At 71.7% G+C, this 20,623-nt stretch carries 16 protein-coding genes; 14 read left to right on the forward strand and 2 right to left on the reverse strand.

The annotated features are described in order from the left end of the window. Positions 1-429 precede the first annotated feature (429 nt). The 3 genes from CSC62_RS01510 to CSC62_RS01520 all read left to right on the forward strand — a co-directional run bounded on the left by CSC62_RS01510 (position 430) and on the right by CSC62_RS01520 (position 6,058). Positions 430-3,033 (forward strand): glycoside hydrolase family 3 protein, encoded by a 2,604-nt coding sequence (locus tag CSC62_RS01510; RefSeq protein ID WP_162404405.1) that lies wholly within the window; start codon positions 430-432, stop codon positions 3,031-3,033. A 377-nt stretch (positions 3,034-3,410) separates the two neighbouring features. Further along, positions 3,411-4,976 (forward strand): sodium/sugar symporter, encoded by a 1,566-nt coding sequence (locus CSC62_RS01515; protein ID WP_162404406.1) that lies wholly within the window; start codon positions 3,411-3,413, stop codon positions 4,974-4,976. 65 nt (positions 4,977-5,041) lie between these two features. Then, complete coding sequence (locus tag CSC62_RS01520) at positions 5,042-6,058, forward strand: LacI family DNA-binding transcriptional regulator (RefSeq protein WP_162404407.1); 1,017 nt, start codon at positions 5,042-5,044, stop codon at positions 6,056-6,058. A gap of 6 nt (positions 6,059-6,064) precedes the next feature. Here CSC62_RS01520 and CSC62_RS01525 read toward each other — a convergent pair whose 3' ends face one another. Beyond that, positions 6,065-9,829, reverse strand: coding sequence for an indolepyruvate ferredoxin oxidoreductase family protein (locus tag CSC62_RS01525; RefSeq protein ID WP_162404408.1), 3,765 nt, complete (start codon positions 9,827-9,829; stop codon positions 6,065-6,067). Between the two features lie 148 nt (positions 9,830-9,977). Between CSC62_RS01525 and CSC62_RS01530 the strand changes: the two genes are divergently transcribed. Together CSC62_RS01530 and CSC62_RS01535 are read left to right on the forward strand one after the other, a co-directional pair. Then, the gene (locus tag CSC62_RS01530; RefSeq protein WP_211368908.1) at positions 9,978-10,604 is read left to right on the forward strand and encodes a tetratricopeptide repeat protein; all 627 of its coding nucleotides are present in this window, start codon (positions 9,978-9,980) and stop codon (positions 10,602-10,604) included. A gap of 42 nt (positions 10,605-10,646) precedes the next feature. After that, positions 10,647-11,555 carry an AEC family transporter gene (locus CSC62_RS01535; RefSeq protein ID WP_162404409.1) on the forward strand — a complete coding sequence of 303 codons (909 nt, stop codon included), beginning with the start codon at positions 10,647-10,649 and terminating at the stop codon, positions 11,553-11,555. 488 nt (positions 11,556-12,043) lie between these two features. On the opposite strand, the gene CSC62_RS01540 is transcribed toward CSC62_RS01535, so the two are convergent. Then, positions 12,044-13,528, reverse strand: coding sequence for an AAA family ATPase (locus tag CSC62_RS01540; RefSeq protein ID WP_162404410.1), 1,485 nt, complete (start codon positions 13,526-13,528; stop codon positions 12,044-12,046). 113 nt (positions 13,529-13,641) lie between these two features. Here CSC62_RS01540 and CSC62_RS01545 point away from each other — a divergent pair, with 113 nt between their 5' ends. The 9 genes from CSC62_RS01545 (at position 13,642) to CSC62_RS01585 (ending at position 20,567) form a co-directional block, all read left to right on the forward strand. Continuing rightward, the gene (locus CSC62_RS01545) at positions 13,642-14,274 is read left to right on the forward strand and encodes a ParA family protein (protein WP_162404411.1); all 633 of its coding nucleotides are present in this window, start codon (positions 13,642-13,644) and stop codon (positions 14,272-14,274) included. 13 nt (positions 14,275-14,287) lie between these two features. Next, the gene (locus CSC62_RS01550) at positions 14,288-14,764 is read left to right on the forward strand and encodes a SixA phosphatase family protein (protein WP_162404412.1); all 477 of its coding nucleotides are present in this window, start codon (positions 14,288-14,290) and stop codon (positions 14,762-14,764) included. Between the two features lie 4 nt (positions 14,765-14,768). Then, positions 14,769-15,356, forward strand: coding sequence for a YceI family protein (locus tag CSC62_RS01555; RefSeq protein ID WP_162404413.1), 588 nt, complete (start codon positions 14,769-14,771; stop codon positions 15,354-15,356). Next, positions 15,353-17,308, forward strand: a complete 1,956-nt coding sequence (locus tag CSC62_RS01560; RefSeq protein WP_162404414.1) for a phospholipase D family protein — start codon at positions 15,353-15,355, stop codon at positions 17,306-17,308. The genes CSC62_RS01555 and CSC62_RS01560 overlap by 4 nt, the downstream gene beginning before the upstream one ends. Positions 17,309-17,391: 83 nt before the next feature. Continuing rightward, complete coding sequence (locus CSC62_RS01565; RefSeq protein ID WP_162404415.1) at positions 17,392-17,604, forward strand: hypervirulence associated TUDOR domain-containing protein; 213 nt, start codon at positions 17,392-17,394, stop codon at positions 17,602-17,604. A gap of 1 nt (position 17,605) precedes the next feature. After that, a complete protein-coding gene (locus CSC62_RS01570) occupies positions 17,606-18,172 on the forward strand; it encodes a DUF488 domain-containing protein (protein WP_162404416.1) in 567 nt (188 codons plus the stop codon). 42 nt (positions 18,173-18,214) lie between these two features. Next, positions 18,215-18,640 carry a hotdog fold thioesterase gene (locus CSC62_RS01575; RefSeq protein ID WP_162404417.1) on the forward strand — a complete coding sequence of 142 codons (426 nt, stop codon included), beginning with the start codon at positions 18,215-18,217 and terminating at the stop codon, positions 18,638-18,640. 38 nt (positions 18,641-18,678) lie between these two features. Further along, the gene (locus tag CSC62_RS01580) at positions 18,679-19,491 is read left to right on the forward strand and encodes a lysophospholipid acyltransferase family protein (protein WP_162404418.1); all 813 of its coding nucleotides are present in this window, start codon (positions 18,679-18,681) and stop codon (positions 19,489-19,491) included. Between the two features lie 80 nt (positions 19,492-19,571). After that, positions 19,572-20,567, forward strand: coding sequence for a YheT family hydrolase (locus CSC62_RS01585; protein ID WP_162404580.1), 996 nt, complete (start codon positions 19,572-19,574; stop codon positions 20,565-20,567). Positions 20,568-20,623 lie beyond the last annotated feature (56 nt).

Genomic DNA, 20,623 nt, shown 5'->3' on the forward strand with positions numbered 1-20,623 from the left:
GTCGATTATAGAGAGGGACGCGCCGGCTTCGGAAGCCGGGAAGGCGCGGCGGGCAAGGCGCCGCGCTCCGGAGGCGCGGTCCGCGGGGCCGGCGGAGAGGCTCCCCGCACCGGTCCGGGCAGGCGTCCGGCGGCGGCCGTCATCGCAATCGGCTGCTGCGTCGCAACAGGAAGCAGGGGGGGACGGGGCCGCCGCGGGCCGCCCCGGCGACCCATCAGCACCGCGGCATCGCCGGTTTTTGCCGGCCAGGCGTGGATTTGGCGGCAAAGGCCGCGTATCCGGTGGATTCCGGTATATCCCCCATTCCAATTGACAGCGCTGCCAATTGCCCTGAGCCTCTGCCCCCCATCGGGTCCGGACCTGCGTTCCGGGCCTGCCGGCCGGCCCAGGCCGCCGGATGGCAGATCAACGAAAGCGGAGGGGAACACCTTGAGCAGCATGCTTCGCGGCGCCCGCGCGCCCGGCGTCCGTATCGCCACCACCCTGGCCGGCGCCCTGGCCGTGGCCCTGTTGTCCGGCTGCGGCAAGAAGGAGGAGACGCCGGCCGCCGGCGACGCCACCGCCCAGGCCCCGGCCGCCGCCGACGGCAGCATCCATCCGGAACAGTGGCCGCAGCCGCAGTGGCCGTTCCCGGCCGATCCGGCGCTGGAGAAGAAGGTCGACGACCTGCTGGCGACCATGACCGTCGAGGAGAAGGTCGGCCAGCTGGTCCAGGGCGACATCGCCTCGATCACCCCCGAGGACGTGCGCAAGTACCGGCTCGGCTCGATCCTGGCCGGCGGCAGCTCCGACCCGGGCGGCAAGTACAACGCCACCCCGGCCGAGTGGCTCGCCCTGGCCGACGCCTTCTACGAGGCGTCGATGGACACCTCCGGCGGCGGCAAGGCGATCCCGATCATCTGGGGCATCGACGCGATGCACGGCCAGAGCAACATCGTCGGCGCCACCCTGTTCCCGCACAACGTCGGCCTGGGCGCGACCCGCAACCCGGAGCTGCTGCGTCGGATCGGCGAGATCACCGCCCAGGAGACCCGCACCACCGGCATGGAGTGGACCTTCGCCCCGACCGTGGCGGTGCCGCAGGACGACCGCTGGGGCCGCGCCTACGAGGGTTACTCGGAAGACCCGAAGGTGGTGGCCGAGTTCGCCACGGCGATGGTCGAGGGCCTGCAGGGCAAGCCGGGCACCCCGGAGTTCCTGGACGGCCGCCACGTGATGGTCTCGGTCAAGCACTTCCTCGGCGACGGCGGCACCACCAACGGCAAGGACCAGGGCGACACCCAGGTCAGCGAGGCGGTGCTGCGCGACACCCACGCCGCCGGCTACGCCACCGCCATTGCCGCGGGCGCGCAGTCGGTGATGGCCTCGTTCAACAGCTTCCACGGCGAGAAGCTGCACGGCCACAAGCCCCTGCTGACCGACGTGCTCAAGGCCCGGATGAACTTCGGCGGCTTCGTGGTCGGCGACTGGAACGGCCATGGCCAGATCAAGGGCTGCACCAACGAGAACTGCCCGGCCACGATCAACGCCGGCCTGGACATGGCGATGGCGCCGGACAGCTGGAAGGGCTTCTATGAGACCGCCCTGGCCGCCGCCAAGGACGGCACCCTCAGCGCCGAACGCCTGGACGACGCGGTGCGCCGGATCCTGCGGGTGAAGTTCCGCATGGGCCTGTTCGAGGCCGGCAAGCCCTCGCAGCGCGCGCTGGGCGGCAAGTTCGAGCTGCTCGGCTCGGCCGAGCACCGCGCCGTGGCCCGCCAGGCCGTGCGCGAGTCGCTGGTCCTGCTGAAGAACGACGGCGGCGTGCTGCCGCTGGCCGCCAACAAGCGCCTGCTGGTCGCCGGCAGCCATGCCGACGACGTGGCCCTGATCGCCGGTGGCTGGACCCTGAGCTGGCAGGGCACCGGCACCACCCGCGCCGACTTCCCCAACGCGCAGACCGTCTGGGAGGGCCTGCAGGAAGCGACCAAGGCCGCCGGCGGCCAGGCCGAGCTGGCGGTCGACGGCAAGTACAAGACCAGGCCCGACGCGGCGATCGTGGTGTTCGGCGAGAAGCCCTACGCCGAGTTCCAGGGCGACATCCCCAACCTGCTGTACAAGCCCGGCGACGACAGCGACCTGGAGTTGCTGAAGAAGCTCAAGGCCGACGGCATCCCGGTGGTGGCGGTGTTCGTCAGCGGCCGTCCTTTGTGGGTGAACCGCGAGATCAACGCCGCCGACGCCTTCGTCGCGGCTTGGCTGCCGGGCGGCGAGGGCGGCGGCATCGCCGACGTGCTGCTGCGCAAGGCGGACGGCAGCGTCAACCATGACTTCAAGGGCAAGCTGGCCTTTTCCTGGCCGCGCACCGCGGTCCAGTACGCCAACAACGTCGGCCAGGAAGGCTACGACCCGCAGTTCGCCTACGGCTACGGCCTGACCTATGCCGACAAGGGCGAGGTCGCGCCCTTGCCGGAGGAATCGGGGATCGAGGGCCTGCAGGCGCCGGCCGGGGTGTACTTCGCCGATGCCATGCTCGCCCCCGGCCTGAGCCTGCACCTGGAGGACGCCAAGGCGCACACCACGCTGGTGACCACGGTGCCGGTGGCGGTGGCCGACAGGAGCCTGGAGGTGACCGCGGTCGACCACCAGCGCCAGGAGGATGCGCGCCGCTTCACCTGGTCGGGCAAGCAGCCGGCCAGCGTGCGGCTGAGTGCCGAGCCAGCCCAGGAGCTGACCCGCGAGACCAACGGCGACCTGCTGCTGCTGGTGACCCTGCGTCCGGACGCGGTGCCGGCCAGCGGTGCGCTCACCGTCAGCGCCGGCGCCGGCGAGCCGATCGACCTGCGCGCCGCCCTGGCCGGCCTGCCGGCCGGGCAGTGGACCGCGCTGGGCATCCCGCTGAAGTGCTTCGCCGCCTCCGGCGCCGACGTGTCCAAGCTGGACCTGCTGCTGAAGCTGCAGAGCGACGCGCCGGCCACCGTGTCGATCGCCCGGGTGGCGGTGGGCGCGGTGAGCGAGGCCGGCAAGATCCTGGAGTGCCCGACCGGGCAGTAAGCCGCCCGGCACGCGACAAGAAAAAGGCGGCGGCGCCTGCACGCGTCGCCCGCCGGACCGGATCACCGGTGCGCGCGCAGGAGGCGCGGCACCACGGTTGTATCGACGTTTTCGAGGGGCAACGGCAGCAGCGACCGTGCCGGACCGGGGAGGAGGAGGCACCGGTCGCTGAAGGGGGAGGGAGTGACAGCGGGCGTTGAGGGGCGCCCGCCGCGCATGCAGCAGCACGCCGCCGCGCCTCCCGCGCGGAACGGCAGGCACGCATGCGCCGCTCCCTCCCCCGCGCCGTCATTCCCGGGCTCACCGAACCCTCCCACCGCATACCGCGGCCGCGCGGCCGCCGCGCCATCCGCACATCGTCCTAGGAGTCGACCCGAGTGAAACTTGCCACGTTGGACATCGTGATCGTGCTCGCCTACCTGGCGGGCATCTTCATCCTGGCGCAATGGGTGTCGCGCGAGAAGGCCGGCCACCAGAAGTCGGCCAGCGACTACTTCCTGGCCAGCAAGTCGCTGCCCTGGTGGGCGATCGGCGCCTCGCTGATCGCGGCCAACATCTCGGCCGAGCAGATCATCGGCATGTCCGGCTCGGGCTACGCCATCGGCCTGGCGATCGCCTCCTACGAGTGGATGGCGGCAGCCACCCTCTTGCTGGTCGGCAAGTTCTTCCTGCCGATCTTCCTGCGCAACCGCATCTACACCATGCCGCAGTTCCTGGAGGAACGTTACGGCAACCGCATCCGCACCCTGATGGCGGTGTTCTGGCTGGGCCTGTATGTGTTCGTGAACATCACCTCGATCATGTGGCTGGGCGCGATCGCGGTGAACCAGGTCACCGGCATGGACCAGATGACCGCGGTAGTGCTGATTGGCGTGTTCGCCCTGGTCTACCAGCTGTACGGCGGGCTCAAGGCGGTGGCGCTGACCGACATCGTCCAGGTCACCCTGCTGGTGCTGGGCGGCCTGTTCGTGGCCGGCCTGACCCTGAACCAGATCGGCGACGGCCAAGGCATCGTGGCCGGCTTCAACCGCCTGTGGGCCGAGCACCCGGGCCACTTCGAGATGATCCTCAGCAAGGACAACCCGTTCTACAAGGACCTGCCGGGCATCAGCGTGCTGATCGGCGGCATGTGGATCATGAATGTCAGCTACTGGGGCTTCAACCAGTACATCATCCAGCGCGCGCTGGCGGCCAAGGACCTGAAGGAAGCGCAGAAGGGCGTGCTGTTCGCCGCGTTCCTGAAGCTGCTGATGCCGCTGATCGTGGTGGTGCCGGGCATCGCCGCGGTGATGCTGGCCCCGGACCTGCACCGTCCGGACGAGGCCTACCCGACCATGATGCGGTTGTTGCCCAGCGGCATCCTCGGCCTGGTATTCGCCGCGCTGGTGGCGGCGATCGTGGCCTCGCTGGCGTCCAAGATCAATTCGGTGGCGACCATCTTCACCCTGGACTTCTACGCCAAGGCGCGGCCGCAGACCGAACAGGCCAAGCTGGTGCGGGTGGGCCGGATCGCCGCCGCGCTGTCGGTGCTGATCGGCATCCTCACCGCCAAGCCCCTGCTGGGCAGCTTCGACCAGGCGTTCCAGTACATCCAGGAATACACCGGCTTCTTCACCCCGGGCATCGTGGTGATCTTCGTCCTGGGCCTGTTCTGGAAGCGCGCCAACGAGGCCGGCGCGCTGGCCGCGGCGATCGGTTCGTTCGTGCTGTCGATCGTGCTGAAGATGGCCTGGCCGTCGCTGCCGTTCATCGACCGCGTCGGCCTGGTGTTCCTGCTGGCGCTGGCGCTGGCGGTGGTGGTGTCGCTGGCGACCCGGCCGCAGAAGGCCGGCAGCGACCTGATCCGCACCGACGACGTCAACTACGGCACCTCGGCCGGCTTCAACTTCGGCGCGCTGGGCGTGGTCGCGATCCTGGCGGCCCTGTACACGCTGTTCTGGTGATCCGGGCATAACGGAAGCGGTCCGGCCGGCGCCTGCCGTGCCGGACCGCGGGAGGGTCGGGCGCAATGCGGGTGAGGATCGAGGACGTCGCCGCCGCGGCCGGCGTATCGATGAAGACGGTATCGCGCGTGCTCAACCAAGAGCCCGGCGTGCGCGAATCCACGCGCGCCAAGGTCATGGAAACGGTGGCCGCGCTCAACTACCGGCCCGACCCGTCCGCGCGCAGCCTGGCCGGCAACCGCTCCTACCTGGTCGCTCTGCTGTACGACAACCCGTCGCCGAACTACCTGATGGAGGTGGTCAACGGCGTGGTCGAGGCCTGCGAGAACCACCACTACGGCATGGTCATGCAGCCGGTGGGCTTCCAGGCCGGCGACCTGGCCGAGACCGTGGAGACCCTGGTCGAGACTTCGCGCCTGGACGGCCTGATCCTGACCCCGCCGCTGACCGACAGCGGTGCCCTGCTCGACCGCCTCGACGAACTCGGGGTGCCGTTCACCTGCATCTCGCCGCGGCAGCCGCAGGGCCGGATCGGGGTGACCCTGGACGAGCACGAGGCGGTGTGCGAGCTGATGGCGCACCTGGTCGATCTCGGTCACCAGCGCATCGGCCACATCCGCGGCCATCCCGACCACGGTGCCAGCGAGTGGCGCCTGGCCGGCTACCGCAGCGCCCTGCGCCGCGCCGGCCTGCGCTACGACCCGGCGCTGGTGGTCGACGGCGAGTTCTCGTTCGATTCCGGGCTGGCGGCCGGGCGGCGGCTGCTGGACCTGGCCAGGCGGCCGACCGCGATCTTCGCCGCCAACGACGACATGGCCGCCGGGGTCGTGCGCGCGGCGGCCGAACGCGGCCTGCGGGTGCCGCAGGACGTGTCGGTGTGCGGTTTCGACAACACTCCGATCTCGCAGCAGATCTTCCCGCGCCTGACCACCGTGCAGCGCTCCACCCGGGACATGGGCCAGGTCGCCACCGTGCAGCTGCTGTGCGCGATCCGCGATCCCCGCGCCGGGCGGATGGTGAAGATGCCCTACGCGCTGCAGCTGCGGCAGTCGACCGGGCCGGCGCCGCAGGACGGCGCGTAGCCGTCCTCAGGCCGCGTCGGCGCGCAGCACCACCCGCAAGGGATCGTCCCACTGCCGCAGCAGTTCGGCCTCGCGCGCCCTGGCCGCGTGCAGGTGCGCGTCCTTGACGTGGCCGTAGCCGCGGATGTGTTCGGGGATGCTGGCGATCTCCGCGGCCAGGGCGACGTTGCCGCCGTCCAGCTTCGGCAGCAGCCGTTCGACCGTGGCGAAATAGTCGACGACCAGCTGCCGCTCCATCCGCCGCTCGGCGGTGTAGCCGAACGGATCGAAGGCGGTGCCGCGCAGGAACTTCAGCTTCGCCAGCCAGCGGAACGCGGTGAACACCCACGGTCCGTACTCGCGCTTGAGCTGCCGTCCCTGTTCGTCCTTCTTCGCCAGCAGCGGCGGCGCCAGGTGGAAGCGCAGGGTGTAGTCGCCCTCGAACTGTTGCTGCAGCCGGCGCCGGAACTCGCCGCCGGTGTACAGGCGCGCGACCTCGTACTCGTCCTTGTAGGCCATCAGCTTGAAGGCGTAGCGTGCCACCGCCTCGGTCAGCGCGGTGGAGCCGGGTGCGCGCAGGTTCTCGGCCGCGCGCACCCGCGCCACAAGCGCCGCGTAGCGGCGGGCGTAGGCGGCGTCCTGGTAGCCGGTCAGGAACGCCTCGCGGCGCGCGACCAGTTCGTCCAGGCTGCGCGACAGGCGCAGGTCGTCCAGCGGCAGGGCGGCGATGCCGCCGGTGGCCACGTCGAGCGGGGACGCCGAGGGCGTGCCGCCGCCGGCATCGCCATGCTCGGGCAGGCCGCGCCACTCGCGCTCGGCCCGCACCGGCTGCGGCGCGCTGGTGCTGCCCCATTCGATCCCTTCCCAGTCGCCGGGCGGCAGCTGGCGCAGGCCGTCGGGCACGCGCTCGTCGGCGGTGACCGGGTTGGACACCAGGCCGGCGGCGGCCGCGACCGCCTGCGGATCGACCGCGGCCAGGCGCCCCCAGGCGAAGGCCTGCCGGTTCATCTCCACCGCCGCGCCGTTGAGCTCGATCGCCCGCATCAGCGCGCCGAACGAGACCGGCACCAGGCCCAGCTGCCAGGCGTAGCCGAGCATGAACAGGTTGGCGGCGATGGCGTCGCCCAGCAGGGCGGTGGCCAGCTGGGTGGCATCGAGCAGGCGCGGCTCGCGCCCGCCCAGGGCCAGCTTCACCCCGGCGACGATGTCGGCCGCGGGGAAGTGCAGGTCCGGGCGCATGGTGAAGCTGCCGGGCATCGCCTCGTAGGTGTTGAGCACCACTTCCGAGCGCTCGCCGCGGACCTTGGACAGGGCCCAGTAGTCGTTGACCACGACCATGTCGCAGCCCAGCACCAGGTCGGCTTCGCCGGCGGCGATGCGTACCGCGTGGATGTCCTCGGGCGTGCGCGCCAGGCGCACGTGGGTGGTGACCGCGCCGCCCTTCTGCGCCAGGCCGGTCTGGTCGAGCACGGTGGCGCCCTTGCCCTCCAGGTGCCCGGCCATCCCCAGCAGGGCGCCGATAGTGACCACGCCGGTGCCGCCGACGCCGGTGATCAGGATGTTCCAGGGCGTGTCCAGCGCGGAGCGGAACGCCGGCTCGGGCAGGTTCTCCAGCACCGCGGCGGCCTCGGCCTTGCGGCCCTTGCGCGGCCTGCCGCCGTGCACGGTGACGAAGCTCGGGCAGAAGCCCTGCACGCAGGAATAGTCCTTGTTGCAGTTGGACTGGTCGATCTCGCGCTTGCGTCCGAACTCGGTCTCCTTCGGCAGCACCGAGACGCAGAAGCTCTTCTGGCCGCAGTCGCCGCAGCCTTCGCACACCAGGGTGTTGACCAGCACCCGTTTCTGCGGGTCCTCGAGCTTGCCGCGCTTGCGCCGGCGCCGTTTCTCGGTGGCGCAGGTCTGGTCGTAGATCAGGATCGAGACGCCCTTGACCTCGCGCAGGCGCTTCTGCACCGCGTCCAACTCGGCGCGGTCGTGGAACTCGACCCCGGCCGGGAACAGCTCGCGCCTGTTCCACCGGCCGATGTCGTCGCTGACCAGGACGATGGTGTCGATCCCCTCGGCGCGCATCTGCCAGGCGATATCCGGCACGGTCAGGGTGCCGTCCACCGGCTGGCCGCCGGTCATGGCGACCGCGTCGTTGTAGAGGATCTTGTAGGTGATGTTGACCTTGGCCGCGACCGCCTGGCGGATCGCCAGCGAGCCGCTGTGGAAGTAGGTGCCGTCGCCCAGGTTCTGGAACACGTGCGCGGTGTCGGTGAACGGCGCCTGCCCGGCCCAGGTCACGCCTTCGCCGCCCATGTGGGTGAAGGTGTCGGTGGCCCGGTCCATCCAGGTCACCATGTAGTGGCAGCCGATCCCGGCCAGCGCGCGCGAGCCTTCGGGCACCACGGTGGAGGTGTTGTGCGGGCAGCCGGAGCAGTAGTGCGGCACGCGCGGGAAGTTGGCGCGCGGCAGGGCCATCTCCGCTTCCTTCTCCTCCATCCAGCGCAGGCGCTGCTCGATCGAGTCGGTGAGCGTGCTGGAGGGAAGCGGGAACCGCTGGATCCGCCGGGCGATCACCGCGGCGATGGTCGCCGGGGTCAGCTCGCCGGTGGAGGGCAGGATCCATTCGCCGGCCTCGTCGTACTTGCCGACGATGCTCGGCCGCCGGCCCCAGCCGGCCGGCCAGTTGTAGAACTGCTCCTTCATCTGCCGCTCGATGAAGGCGCGCTTCTCCTCGACCACCACGATGTCTTCCAGGCCGCGGGCGAACGCCGCGATCCCCTGCGGCTCCAGCGGCCAAGTCATGCCGACCTTGTACACGCGGATGCCGAGGTCGCGGCAGGCGTAGTCGTCCAGGCCGAGGTATTCCAGCGCCTGCAGCACGTCCAGGTAGCTCTTACCGGTGGTGACGATGCCCAGCCGCGGCCGCGGCGAATCCATCACCACCTTGTCGATGCCGTTGGCGCGGGCGAAGGCCTGGGCCGCGCCGACTGCATAGCGGTGCAGGCGCATCTCCTGCTCCAGCGGCGGGTCCGGCCAGCGGATGTTGAGCCCGCCCGGCGGCAGCTCGAAATCCTCGGGCAGCACGATCCGGCGCGCGAACGGATCGACTTCTACCGAGGCCGAGGACTCCACCGTCTCGGCGATGGTCTTGAAGCCGATCCAGCGCCCGGTGTAGCGGCTCATCGCCCAGCCGACCAGGCCCAGGTCAAGGATGTCCTGGACCCCGGCCGGGTTGAGCACCGGCATCATCGCGCTGACGAACTCGTCCTCGCTGCCGTGCGGCAGGGTCGAGCTGCGGCAGGCGTGGTCGTCGGCGGCCAGCGCCAGCACGCCGCCGTGGCGCGCGGTGCCCGCTGCATTCCCGTGCTTGAACACGTCGCCGCAGCGGTCCACGCCCGGGCCCTTGCCGTACCACATGGCGTACACGCCATCGACCCGGGCGCCGGGGAACAGGTTGGTCTGCTGGGTGCCCCAGACCATGGTCGCGCCGAGGTCTTCGTTGAGGCCGGGCTGGAAGCGCACCTTCGCCGCCTCCAGGTGTCGGCGCGCGCGCCACAGCTCCAGGTCGAAGCCGCCCAGCGGGCTGCCGCGGTAGCCGCTGACGAAGCCTGCGGTATTCCGGCCTTCGGCCGCGTCGCGCAGCTGCTGCATCAGCGGCAGCCGCACCAGCGCCTGCACGCCGCTCAGGTAGATGCGGCCGTCGCGCCGGGTGTAGCGGTGTTCCAGGGTGTAGTCGCGGTCGAACGAATCCAGGCCGGGCGTGTTGGCGGAGGCGGGCGAGGTCAGTTCGGCGGTACTGGTCATGGCTGGCCTGAGCGCTGGCGGAGCCGGGCGCGAAGCCCGGCGCGGAATGATATCAGCGGCCAATATGTGATGGCCCGCACTCGCCGGGTGTGCGCTGTGGCGTTAGGATGGCCCGGGGAGGCTGGTGGCATCGCTTCGGGGACAGGCAGTGAAGAAGTCATGTATCGCGTTCGCGCTGTGGCTGGCGTGGACCTGCGCCAATGCGCAGTCGCTGGCGCCGCAGGAGTTCTATTTCGACGAGGACGCCAGCACCACCCGGCCGATCGCCGTCGTCACCGGGCTGGAGGGCGACGCGCTGGTGAACCAGCTGGCCGCCACGGTCCAGCGCCGGCCGGAAGACATCGAGTCGCGCGCCCAGCTCGCGCACGTGGCGATGCAGAACCAGCGCATCGAGCTGGGCAACGAGCTCTACGCCGCGGCCCTGCGCAACGCGCGCAGCAACAAGCGCCTTTCGCGCACGGTGGCCTGGAACTACGGCTGGGACCTGTACCGCGCCGGCCAGCCGCAGCAGGCGCTGGAGCAGTGGCAGCCCTTGCTGGGCGGATGGCCGAGCGCGCCGTCCTGGCAGCCGCCGACCCTGGCCCTGGTGCTGTGGAAGCTGGGCCGCCGCGCCGACGCGGTGGCCTGGTACGCGGCGGCCGCGCGCACCGAACCGGCGCGTTGGGGCGACCCGGCGAACTTCCCGGCGTTGCTGCCGGACTGGCGGGAGGACGAGCGCGCCACCCTGGCCGAGGTATTCGCCGCCTGGCAGGCCGCGCCGCCGTCCTGGCCGTGACCGCCGTCGCGGCGCGGCCGGTCGTGACGCCGGAAGACCGCAATGGCCCATGACGCCTTCGCCCTGATCCTGGCCATGCTCGGCCTGGGCATGGCCCTGGGCCGCACCACGCTGTTGCCGGCCAACGCTTCGGAGACGCTGAACCTGGTGGTGCTGTACGTGTGCCTGCCGGCGGCGGTGCTGCTGTACGTGCCGCGGCTGCACCTGCAGTGGTCCCTGCTGGGGGTGGCGTTGACGCCGTGGATCCTGATGGGCGCGACCTGGCTGCTGGTGGGCGTGGCGTCGCGCTTGTGGAAGTTCGGCCGCGACGAGTACGCGGTGCTGCTGCTGTGCGTGGGCCTGTGCAATTCCAGCTTCGTCGGCTACCCGATGGTGCGCGCCCTGCTGGGCGAGGACGCGGTCCGGTACGCCGTGGTCTACGACCAGTTCGGCACCTTCATCCTGCTCTCCACCGTGGGCCTGTACGTGGTCGCCCGCTACAGCGGCGACGCCGTGCCGGGGCCGCGCGCGATCGCCTTGCGGATCGCGCGCTTCCCGCCGGTGTGGGCGTTGCTGTTCGGCCTGACCCTGATGCCGGAACAGCCGCCGGAATGGATCGCCTCGGGCCTGCGCCGGCTGGCCGAGGCGATGCTGCCGCTGGTGATGCTGGCGGTGGGCCTGTCGATCCGGCTGAAGCTGCCGCGCGACGAGATCCGCCCGCTGGCCACCGGCCTGGCGCTGAAGCTGCTGGTGATGCCGGCGCTGGCCTGGCCGGTCTCGCGACTGTTCGGGATGCCGGACCTTATGCTGCGCGCCAACGTGCTCGAATCGGCGATGCCGACCATGATCTCGGCCGCCGCCCTGGCGATGGCCCACGGCCTCGCGCCGCGGCTGTCCGCCGCGCTGGTCGGCTATGGCATCGTCCTGTGCCTCGCTACTTTGCCGGCGTGGGCGTGGCTGCTGGGGCGTTGAAAGGCAACCGCAACCCGCACTGCAACTGCAACTGCAAACGCAAGGGCATTGGGTCGCGCCGGCTTCGGCTGGGACCGCCGTGCCTTGGGTCTGCGGTGCACCGCTCGGGCGGGCGTCCTGCCCGCAACGCGCGGCCGTGGCACATCCCTGTGCCACTTGCCCCGCAGACCCAAGGCACGGCGGCCTCTGCGGGCGTGAGGTTCACCGCTTCTGGTGCTTCTGCTCTTCCGGCTCCTACAGGGTGAAGCAAAGTCGCTGGGTCCACGCCTGCGCGGGGACGACGGAAGAAGAAGTCCTGATCTCAACGCGCACGCGTCCGCCGTCGCATGGGGGATGGACCAAGTGGCACAGGGATGTGCCACGGCCCTGAGTAAAGACAGGATGTCGTCCCGAGGGGTGGTCCATCCCCCATGTGGCGGCGGACTCCTTCCGAAGTCAGCGCAGCTTGTTGCCGTTGCTGTTGCCGTTCTGTCTGGCGCGATGCGTCCTCAGTCCGCCGGCACCGTCCGCTCCAGCGCCCATTCGCGCAGGGCGGCCACCTGCTCGGCCATCAGCACCGACAAGGGGCGGGTGCCGCGGATCTCGGCCATCAGCAGCTCGGTGTCCAGCGGGCGCTGTTCGGCGTGGGCGGCGTACAGGCCGGAGACGATGGCCTGTTCGATCTCGGCGCCGGAGAAGCCATTGGCCGCCGCCGCCAGCGCCGGCAGGGCGAAGCCTTCCGGGTCCAGGCCGCGGCCGGCCAGGTGCAGGCGCAGCAGTTCCACCCGGGTATCGGGCGCGGGCAGGTCGACGAAGAAGATCTCGTCGAAGCGGCCCTTGCGCAGCAGCTCGGCCGGCAGGTGCTGGACCTGGTTGGCGGTGGCCACCAGGAACACCGGCGCCTTGCGCTCGGCCATCCAGGTCAGCAGGTAGCCGAGCACGCGGCGGGAGACGCCGCCGTCGCCGTCGCCGCCGTCGGCGGCCACGCCCTTCTCGATCTCGTCGATCCACAGCACGCACGGCGCCAGCTGCTCGGCCGAGGCCAGCGCGGCGCGCAGGTTCTGCTCGGTCTCGCCGTGGTACTTGGCGTACAGGGTGCCGAAGTCCAGGCGCAGCAGGGGCACCCCGAAGCCGCCGGCGATCGCCTTGGCCAGCAGCGACTTGCCGCAGCCCTGCACGCCCAGCAGCAGGACCCCGCGCGGCGGGTCCAGGCCCGGCGGCGCCTGGCCGACGAAGGCGGCCAGGCGCTGGCCGATCCAGCGCTTCAGCCGCGCGGCCCCGGCCACGTCCCCGAAGCCGGCGGTGTCGTACTCGTAGTGCAGGTGGCCGCTGCGGTTGAGCAGCTCGAACTTCAGCCGGGCCAGCTGTGGGAGGTCCGAGGCGGTGAGCGCGCCATCGGCGTGGATCAGCTGGCGGGCGATGCGGCGGGCGTCGTGCAGGTCCAGGCCCTGCAGGTTGCGCACGATCTGGCGCACCGCCTCCTCGTCGGCCTCGACCCGGCGGCCGCCGTTCTCGCGGGCGTAGGCCACCGCCTCCTCGCGCACCAGCTTCAGCAGGGCGGCGGCGTCGGGCAGCCGGGGCGAGAAGCGCACCGCCAGCGCGTCCAGTTCGGCCGGCAGCTCGACCTTGGCCCCGACCAGCACGATCACGTGCGGTTGGCAGTGCCGGCGCTGGAGGATGTCGCGCGACAGGCGCTGGTGGCTGGCGTAGCCCAGGTAGGGGTGGAAATCGAGCAGCAGGTAGATCCCGCGCTGGTCGGCCTCCTGGATCGCGCGCAGCACCGAGGAGGCGTCCGGCGGGCCCTCGGCCGGATCCTCGCGGTCCAGGTCCAGCCGGCGCAGGCCCTCGGTGATCGTCCAGCGGTGCAGGGCGCGCCAGACCTGCATCAGCGACTGCCGGAACAGTTCCACCACCCGCTCCTCGTCGCGGGTCTCGATCACGATCAGGGGCGTGTTGGCCCGGATCAGGGCGGTGAGGTCCTGCAGCTGGCTCATGGCGCTTCCGTGGCGTGGGCGCGGGCACGATAGCAGCGCCGCGGCGGCCTTCCTATCGCCTCCACGGGGCCCGGTGTACCCTGCGGGCAGCCAATGGCGGAGACGAGGGGCGCATGAAGACGATCCTGGTGGCCGGTTCCAAGGGCGGGGTGGGCAAGACCACCATCGCCACCCATCTGGCGGCGCATTCGGCGCTGGCCGGACGGCGCACGGTGCTGGCCGATGCCGACCCGCAGGGCTCGGCCACCCGCTGGGCCCAGCGCCGGGCCGAGCTGGACAGCGCGGTCCTGCCGATCGACGCCAGCCGCCGCCGCGCCTGGCGCGCCTGGCTGCCGGACGACGCCGACCAGGTGGTGATCGACGCGCCCGCCGGCGCCCTGGCCGACGACCTGGACAGCTTCCTCGACCATACCGACGCGGTGGTGGTGCCGGTCCAGCCCTCGGCGTTGGACATCGAGGCCACCGTCGGCTTCCTCAACACCTTGGCCAAGGTGCCGCGGGTGCATTCGCGCAAGCTGCCGGTGGGGCTGGTGCTCAATCGCACCAAGCCGTGGACCAACGCCAGCCAGCAGGCGCTGGAGATGCTCAAGTCCTGGCCCTATCCGGTGGTGGCGCAGCTGCGCGACACCCAGGCCTACGTGGTCCTGGTCGGGCTGGGACGCAGCCTGTTCGACTACCACTCGGCCCAGGTGCGCGAGCACCAGGCCGACTGGGAACCCCTGCTGAAATGGCTGGCCAAGGCCTGAGCGGAGACCCTCGATGCGCCAAGTGATTCTGCTCCGCCACGCCCATGCCGAACCGGCCTCGCCCGGCCAGGCCGACATCGACCGCCCGCTCTCGCCGCAGGGCCTGGCCGAGGCCGAGGCCGCCGGCCGCTGGCTGGCCGAGCACCGGCTGCAACCCGACTGCGTGCTGTGCTCGCCGGCCCGGCGCGCGCGCGAGACCCTGGAGGCGGTGCTGGAGGTGACCGGCTACGCCGAGCAAAGACTGGAACAGGCGATCTACGAGGCCACCCCCGGGGCCCTGATCGGCCTCCTCCAGGACCACCAGGAGGTCGAGCGGCTGTTGCTGGTCGGCCACAACCCGGGCCTGGAACGGCTGGTGGCCCTGCTCAACAGCGGCCGTTCGGACGAGTACCGCGGGATGCCGACCGCCGCGGTGGCGGTGCTGGCCTTGCCGGCGCAGGCGGCGATCGAGCCGGGCATCGCCGGGCTGACGGCGTTCTGGTGGCCCTGAGTCCATGCATTGGCGGTGGTGGTGCGGTTGCCTCCTGCTCGGCCAGGCGCTGTCGGCCCTGGCGCAGGCGCCGCAGCCCCGTCCGGGCGCGCCCCTGCTGATCGACACCCAGCGCAGCCAGCTGGGATTCGAGGTCCGCACCCGCATCGGCCAGCGCCTGCAGGGCGTGTTCCCGGTCTATGAAGGCATCTGCGAGGTGCTGCCCGACGGCCGCCACCAGGTGCGGCTGCGGCTGTCCACCGCCGCAGCCGAGATTCCGGACAAGCCGCGCTACACCGCCTGGATGCGCGGCGACAGCTTCTTCGACGCGCTCCGCCACCCGTGGATGGAATTCGTGTCCGAGCCCTACCAGGCCGAGACCCTGGCCGACGGCGGCGAACTGGTCGGCCGCCTGACCCTGCGCGGCAACAGTCGCGCCGAGTCCCTGCGGATCGGCCCGGCCGAGTGCGCCCGGCCGGGCCTGGACTGCCCGATCGCGGTGAACGGCGACATCGCCCGCAGCCGCTACGGCATGGACGACTGGCAGATCGCGGTGGGCGACCGGGTACTGCTGCGTATGCAGGTCTGGTTGAAGGACAATCCCGCCCCGTGAACCCCTTGCTCCGCCTTCTCGTACTGGCGCTCGTGCTGCCGGCCGCCGCCTGCAGCACCCTGTCCGCACAGCAGCGCGACCGCGCCATCGCGATCGCGGCGGCCGCGCGCGCGCCGGCGGTCGACTGCGGCCAGCCGGACCGCTGCGCCGAACCCTCGCCCCTGCGCGCGCTGGCCGGCGAGGCCTTCGCCGCCTCCGCGGCCGCGCCGGACGGGGCCCCGCATCACTACGCCCTGCTGCTGGACGAAGGCGGCGACGCCCTGCTGGCGCGGGTCAACCTGATCCGCAGCGCGACCCGCCGGATCGACCTGCAGACCTACATCTTCGACACCGACGACAGCGCCCGGCTGGTGCTGGACGAACTGCTGGCCGCGGCCCGGCGCGGGGTCCGGGTGCGGCTGCTGATCGACCAGCTCTCGGCGATCGCCGACCTGCAGATCCTGGCGGCGCTGTCCGGCGCGCACCAGAACCTGGAACTGCGCATCTACAACCCGACCTTCAACCTGGCCAAGCCCAACTACCTGCACTACGCCGCCAGCGTGGTCTGCTGCTTCCGCCGCTTCAACCAGCGCATGCACAACAAGCTGCTGGTGGTGGACGAGGCCGTCGGCATCGCCGGCGGGCGCAACTACCAGGACGACTATTACGACTGGGACGCGCAGTTCAAGTTCCGCGACCGCGACGTGCTGGTCGCCGGGCCGGAGGTGCGGACGATGGAGCGCAACTTCGCCGCGTACTGGGACGACCGCCGCAGCGTGCCGGTGGAGCGCCTGAACGACGTCGCGCGGCGGCTGCTGGCCGACGGCGTGCCGGCGATGCCGCCGGCCAGGCCCGCGCATCCGCGCCGGGTGGAGGCCCTGTCGCAGGCGGCCTCGGACCCGGAGACGGTGCGCACCCAGCTGGTGGCGCGGGCGATGCCGGTGGCCGCGGTCGAATACCTGGCCGACCTGCCGGACAAGCACCACGGCGACAGCGCGCTCGAGGACGGCGTGGGCGCGGCCGGCCTGGCCGGGCTGCTCGCGGGGGCACAGGAGGAAGTGCTGCTGCAGACCCCGTACCTGGTGCTGTCCGACCACGCCCTGGAGATCTTCCGCGGCCTGCGCGGGCGCGAGGCGCCGCCGCAGGTGCGGGTCTCGACCAACAGCCTGGCGGCGACCGACAACCCGATCGTCTACGCGCTGACCTACAAGTACAAGCGCCGGCACGTGCGCGAACTGGGCTTCGACCTGTTCGAGTACAAGCCATTCCCGGCCGACCCGCCGGTGGACCCGGCGCTGGGCGGGTGGTGGCCGGGCCAGGCGCCGGCGGATGCGCCCGACCCGGAGGTCGCGCGCAGCGAACTGCCCGGCGGCAGTCTCGGGGGCAGCCGCGGCAGCGCTGGCGAGGCCCAGGTCGCCGCCAAGCTGCGCACCGAGACCCGGCCGTCGCTGCTGCGCACCAGCGCGCCGGCCAACCGGCCGTTGCCGGTGACCGGCGCCGGCCCGCGCATGGGCCTGCACGCCAAGTCGATGGTGATCGACCGCCGGATCGCGGTGGTGGGCACCCACAACTTCGACCCGCGCAGCGAGACCTACAACACCGAGGCGGCGGTGGTGATCGACGATCCGGCGTTCGCCCGCGCGCTGGCGGCGAGCATCGAGGGCGACATCGCCCCGGGCAATTCCTGGGTGGTGGCGCCGCGGGCCAAGCCGCCGGTGCTGTCGGGGCTGAACTACAGCGTCGGCAAGGTGCTGGAGAGATCGCCGATCCTGGACCTGTGGCCGTGGCGTTATGCGACCAACTACGAGTTCCAGCCCGGCCCGGAGTGCCCGCGGCCGCTGCCGCGCCGCGATCCGGAGTTCCACCGTTGCTACGCGCCGGTCGGCGACTTCCCGGAAGTCAGCCTCGGTCCGAAGTCGATCCTGACCCGGATGCTGACCGCCTTCGGCGCCGGCCTGGTGCCGATCCTGTAGCGCGCGGCTCCGGCCTTCGTCGACACGCGGCGTGCACGCCGCATCGGCGGCAATGGGCCTTTCACGCGCGAGGAGTCGATGCCATGTCCCACGCCTTCAAGGTCGGCGACCACGTCAGCTGGAATTCCGAGGCCGGTCGCGTCAGCGGCCGGATCGTCAAGGTCCACGTCCGCGACACCGAGTACAAGGGCCACGTGCGCCACTGCAGCCAGGACGATCCGCAGTACGAGATCCAGAGCGACCGCAGCGACCACGTCGCCATGCACAAGGGCGCGGCACTGCGCAGGATCGGCTGAGGTGGCCAGCGCCGATCCCGCGGCGGGCGTGGCCACGGTGTGGACGGTGGGCCATTCCACCCGCGGCTGGGAGGAGTTCCTGGACCTGCTCGGCGTCTACCGCATCGGTGCGGTCGCCGACGTGCGCCGGTTTCCCGGCTCGCGCCGCTATCCCTGGTTCGCCAGCGAGGCGCTGGCGCGCAGCCTGCCGGCCGCGGGCATCGAGTACCGCTGGCTGCCGCAGCTGGGCGGCCGCCGCAAACCGCTGCCCGGCTCGGCCAACGGCGGCTGGCGCAACGCCTCGTTCCAGGGCTACGCCGACCACCTCGGCAGCGCCGAATTCGCCGAGGGCCTGGAGCTGCTGCTGGAACTGGCCGCGCGCGAGCGCACCGCGCTGATGTGCGCCGAGGCGGTGTGGTGGCGCTGCCACCGCGCCCTGATCTCCGACGTGCTCAAGCTGCGCGGAATCGAGGTGGTGCACATCCTCGACGCCACCCACGCCCAGGCGCATCCCTGGACCGCGCCGGCGCGGATCGAGGACGGCCGCCTGGGCTATCCGCCGGTGCAGCCCGGGCTGTTTGCCGACTGATACGCGGGATAATCGAGGTCCATCCCGCATCCAACCCGACCCATGGCCTTCCGCGCCCCCGTTTCCCTCGACGACCTCAACCGCCTCAGCCGCGACACCCTGATCGAGCACCTGGGCATCGTCTTCACCGCCGCCGGCGAGGACTGGCTGCAGGCGACCATGCCGGTCGATGCACGGACCAAGCAGCCGTACGGCCTGCTCCACGGCGGGGCCTCGGTGGTGCTGGCCGAGACCCTGGGCAGCAGCGCCGGCAACCTGTGCCTGGACACCCGCGAGCAGGTCGCCGTGGGCCTGGAGATCAACGCCAACCACCTGCGCGCGGTGCGCGAGGGCACGGTCACCGGCACCGCCCGCGCTTTGCACGTCGGCCGCACCACCCAGGTCTGGGAGATCCGGATCGAGGACGGCCGCGGCCGGCCGGTGTGCATCTCGCGCCTGACCCTGGCGGTGGTGCCGAGGGGTTCCTAACTCCCCGCTCCCCGCCTTTCCCGGTATCGTGCGCGTCCATGGATCATGCCCCCACCCGTGCCGCCCGGCGCCCCGCCCGCCGGGGCGGCGGTTTCGCGCGCGCCTGCCGCTACCTCTACCGCATTCCCCTGCTTTCGCTGCACGTGCTGTTGCTGCTGCCGCCGACCCTGCTGTGCCTTTCGCCGCCGCTGGGGCGGCTGCGGTGGGGACCGGAAACCCTGGGCGAGCGCGCGGTGCGGGCGTGGTCGGCCGGGCTGATGTGGATCTTCGGCTTCCGCCTGCGCCGCTTCGGCACGCCGCTGCGCGGGCCGGTGCTGTTCGTGGCCAACCATGTCAGCTGGGTCGACATCGAGGCCCTGCACAGCCAGCGGATGATGGGCTTCGTCGCCAAGCGAGAGATCGCCGGCTGGCCGCTGGTGGGCTGGCTGGCGGCGCAGGGCCAGACCATCTTCCACCAGCGCGGCAGCGCCGATTCGCTCAACGGCGTGATCGAGGTGATGCGCGAACGGCTGCGCGGCGGGCGCTCGGTCGGGGTGTTCCCGGAAGGGCGCACCCGCGGCGGCGAGGCGGTGGGGCCGTTCCATGCTCGGATCTTCCAGGCCGCGGTCGAGACCCAGGTGCCGGTGCAGCCGGTGGCCCTGCGCTATGGCCGCCACGGCGAGGCGCAGACGGTGGTCGCGTTCGGCCCGCGCGAGAGCTTCGCCGCCAACTTCGTGCGCCTGCTCGGCGAACCGGCGCGGCTGGCCGAGATCCACTTCCTGGAAGCCATCCCGGCCGGCGACCTCGACGGGCGCCGGCGGATCGCCGAGCTGTCGCGCGAGCGGATCGTGGCGGCGATGGAACAGCGATAGGACGCTGCAGCGCACCGGCCGCACTTGCGCCGCGGATGCTGCGGTGCAAAATGCGGGAGAAGGTCTCCGCCGCCGCCATGCTGACCGCCGCCGACTACCAGCCGCCCCGCCTGCTGCGCAATCCGCACCTGCAATCGGTGCTCGGATCCAGCGGCCTGCGCCAGCGCCGCGGCCTGCGCGCCCTGCACGCGGCCGGGGCCCAGACCCGCGAATACATCCTCGACGGCGGCCAAGGCGCGCGCCTGCAGGGCTGGCACAGCCGGGTGCCCGGGTCGCCGCCGCGGGCGATGGCCCTGCTGCTGCACGGCTGGGAAGGCAGCGCCGAATCGGGCTACATGCGCCTGACCGCGGCGCGGCTGCTGGCGCGGGGCTTCGAGGTGTTCCGGCTCAACTTCCGCGACCACGGCGACACCCACCACCTCAACGAGGACCTGTTCCACTCCAACCGCCTGGACGAGCTGGTGCACGCGGCCGCGGACATGGTCGCGCGCCTGCGCGTGCGCGACCTGGTGGTGGCCGGCTATTCGCTGGGCGGCAACCACGCCCTGCGCCTGGGCCTGCGCGCGCAGCTGGCCGGGCTGCCCCTGCGGCGGATCGCCGCGGTCTGCCCGCTGGTGGACCCGTCCACCACCATGGTCCACATGGAGCGGCACGCGCCGCAGTTCTACGACTGGTACTTTCGGCGCAAGTGGCGCAGTTCGCTGCTGCGCAAGCGCGAGCTGTTCCCCGAGCGCCACACCTACGACGACGCCACCCTGGCCCTGGACATGCGCGGGCTGATCGGCTGGCTGGCCCGGCGCCACGCCGGCTTCGCCGACGTCGAGGACTATTTCGACAGCTACTCCATCGCCGGCGGGCGCCTGGCCGCCTTGCAGGTGCCGGCGCACATCCTGATGGCGCTGGACGATCCGGTGATCCCGTTCGACGACTTCCGCCAGTGGCGGCTGCCGGACAGCGCCCGGCTGGAAGTGGCGCGCTGGGGCGGGCACTGTGCCTTCGTCGAGAACCTGGCCGGCGACGGTTTCGCCGAGCGCTGGGTGGCCGAGCACCTGGCGGCGGCGCTGCCGGGCGGCTGACGCCCGCACCGCGGGCGTGGCCCGGTCGGCGCGCGGCGGCCGGCGCAGCTGCGCTA

The organism is Pseudoxanthomonas jiangsuensis, assembly GCF_010093185.1.
Classification (GTDB): Bacteria; Pseudomonadota; Gammaproteobacteria; order Xanthomonadales; family Xanthomonadaceae; genus Pseudoxanthomonas; species Pseudoxanthomonas jiangsuensis.

Excerpts from the sequence above, each read along its gene's own strand:
- CSC62_RS01520 (WP_162404407.1), top strand. The coding sequence starts at position 5,042 with ATGCGGGTGAGGATCGAGGACGTCGCCGCCGCGGCCGGCGTATCGATG.
- CSC62_RS01525 (WP_162404408.1), bottom strand. The coding sequence starts at position 9,829 with ATGACCAGTACCGCCGAACTGACCTCGCCCGCCTCCGCCAACACGCCC.
- CSC62_RS01535 (WP_162404409.1), top strand. The coding sequence starts at position 10,647 with ATGGCCCATGACGCCTTCGCCCTGATCCTGGCCATGCTCGGCCTGGGC.
- CSC62_RS01540 (WP_162404410.1), bottom strand. The coding sequence starts at position 13,528 with ATGAGCCAGCTGCAGGACCTCACCGCCCTGATCCGGGCCAACACGCCC.
- CSC62_RS01545 (WP_162404411.1), top strand. The coding sequence starts at position 13,642 with ATGAAGACGATCCTGGTGGCCGGTTCCAAGGGCGGGGTGGGCAAGACC.
- CSC62_RS01550 (WP_162404412.1), top strand. The coding sequence starts at position 14,288 with ATGCGCCAAGTGATTCTGCTCCGCCACGCCCATGCCGAACCGGCCTCG.
- CSC62_RS01555 (WP_162404413.1), top strand. The coding sequence starts at position 14,769 with ATGCATTGGCGGTGGTGGTGCGGTTGCCTCCTGCTCGGCCAGGCGCTG.
- CSC62_RS01565 (WP_162404415.1), top strand. The coding sequence starts at position 17,392 with ATGTCCCACGCCTTCAAGGTCGGCGACCACGTCAGCTGGAATTCCGAG.
- CSC62_RS01575 (WP_162404417.1), top strand. The coding sequence starts at position 18,215 with ATGGCCTTCCGCGCCCCCGTTTCCCTCGACGACCTCAACCGCCTCAGC.
- CSC62_RS01580 (WP_162404418.1), top strand. The coding sequence starts at position 18,679 with ATGGATCATGCCCCCACCCGTGCCGCCCGGCGCCCCGCCCGCCGGGGC.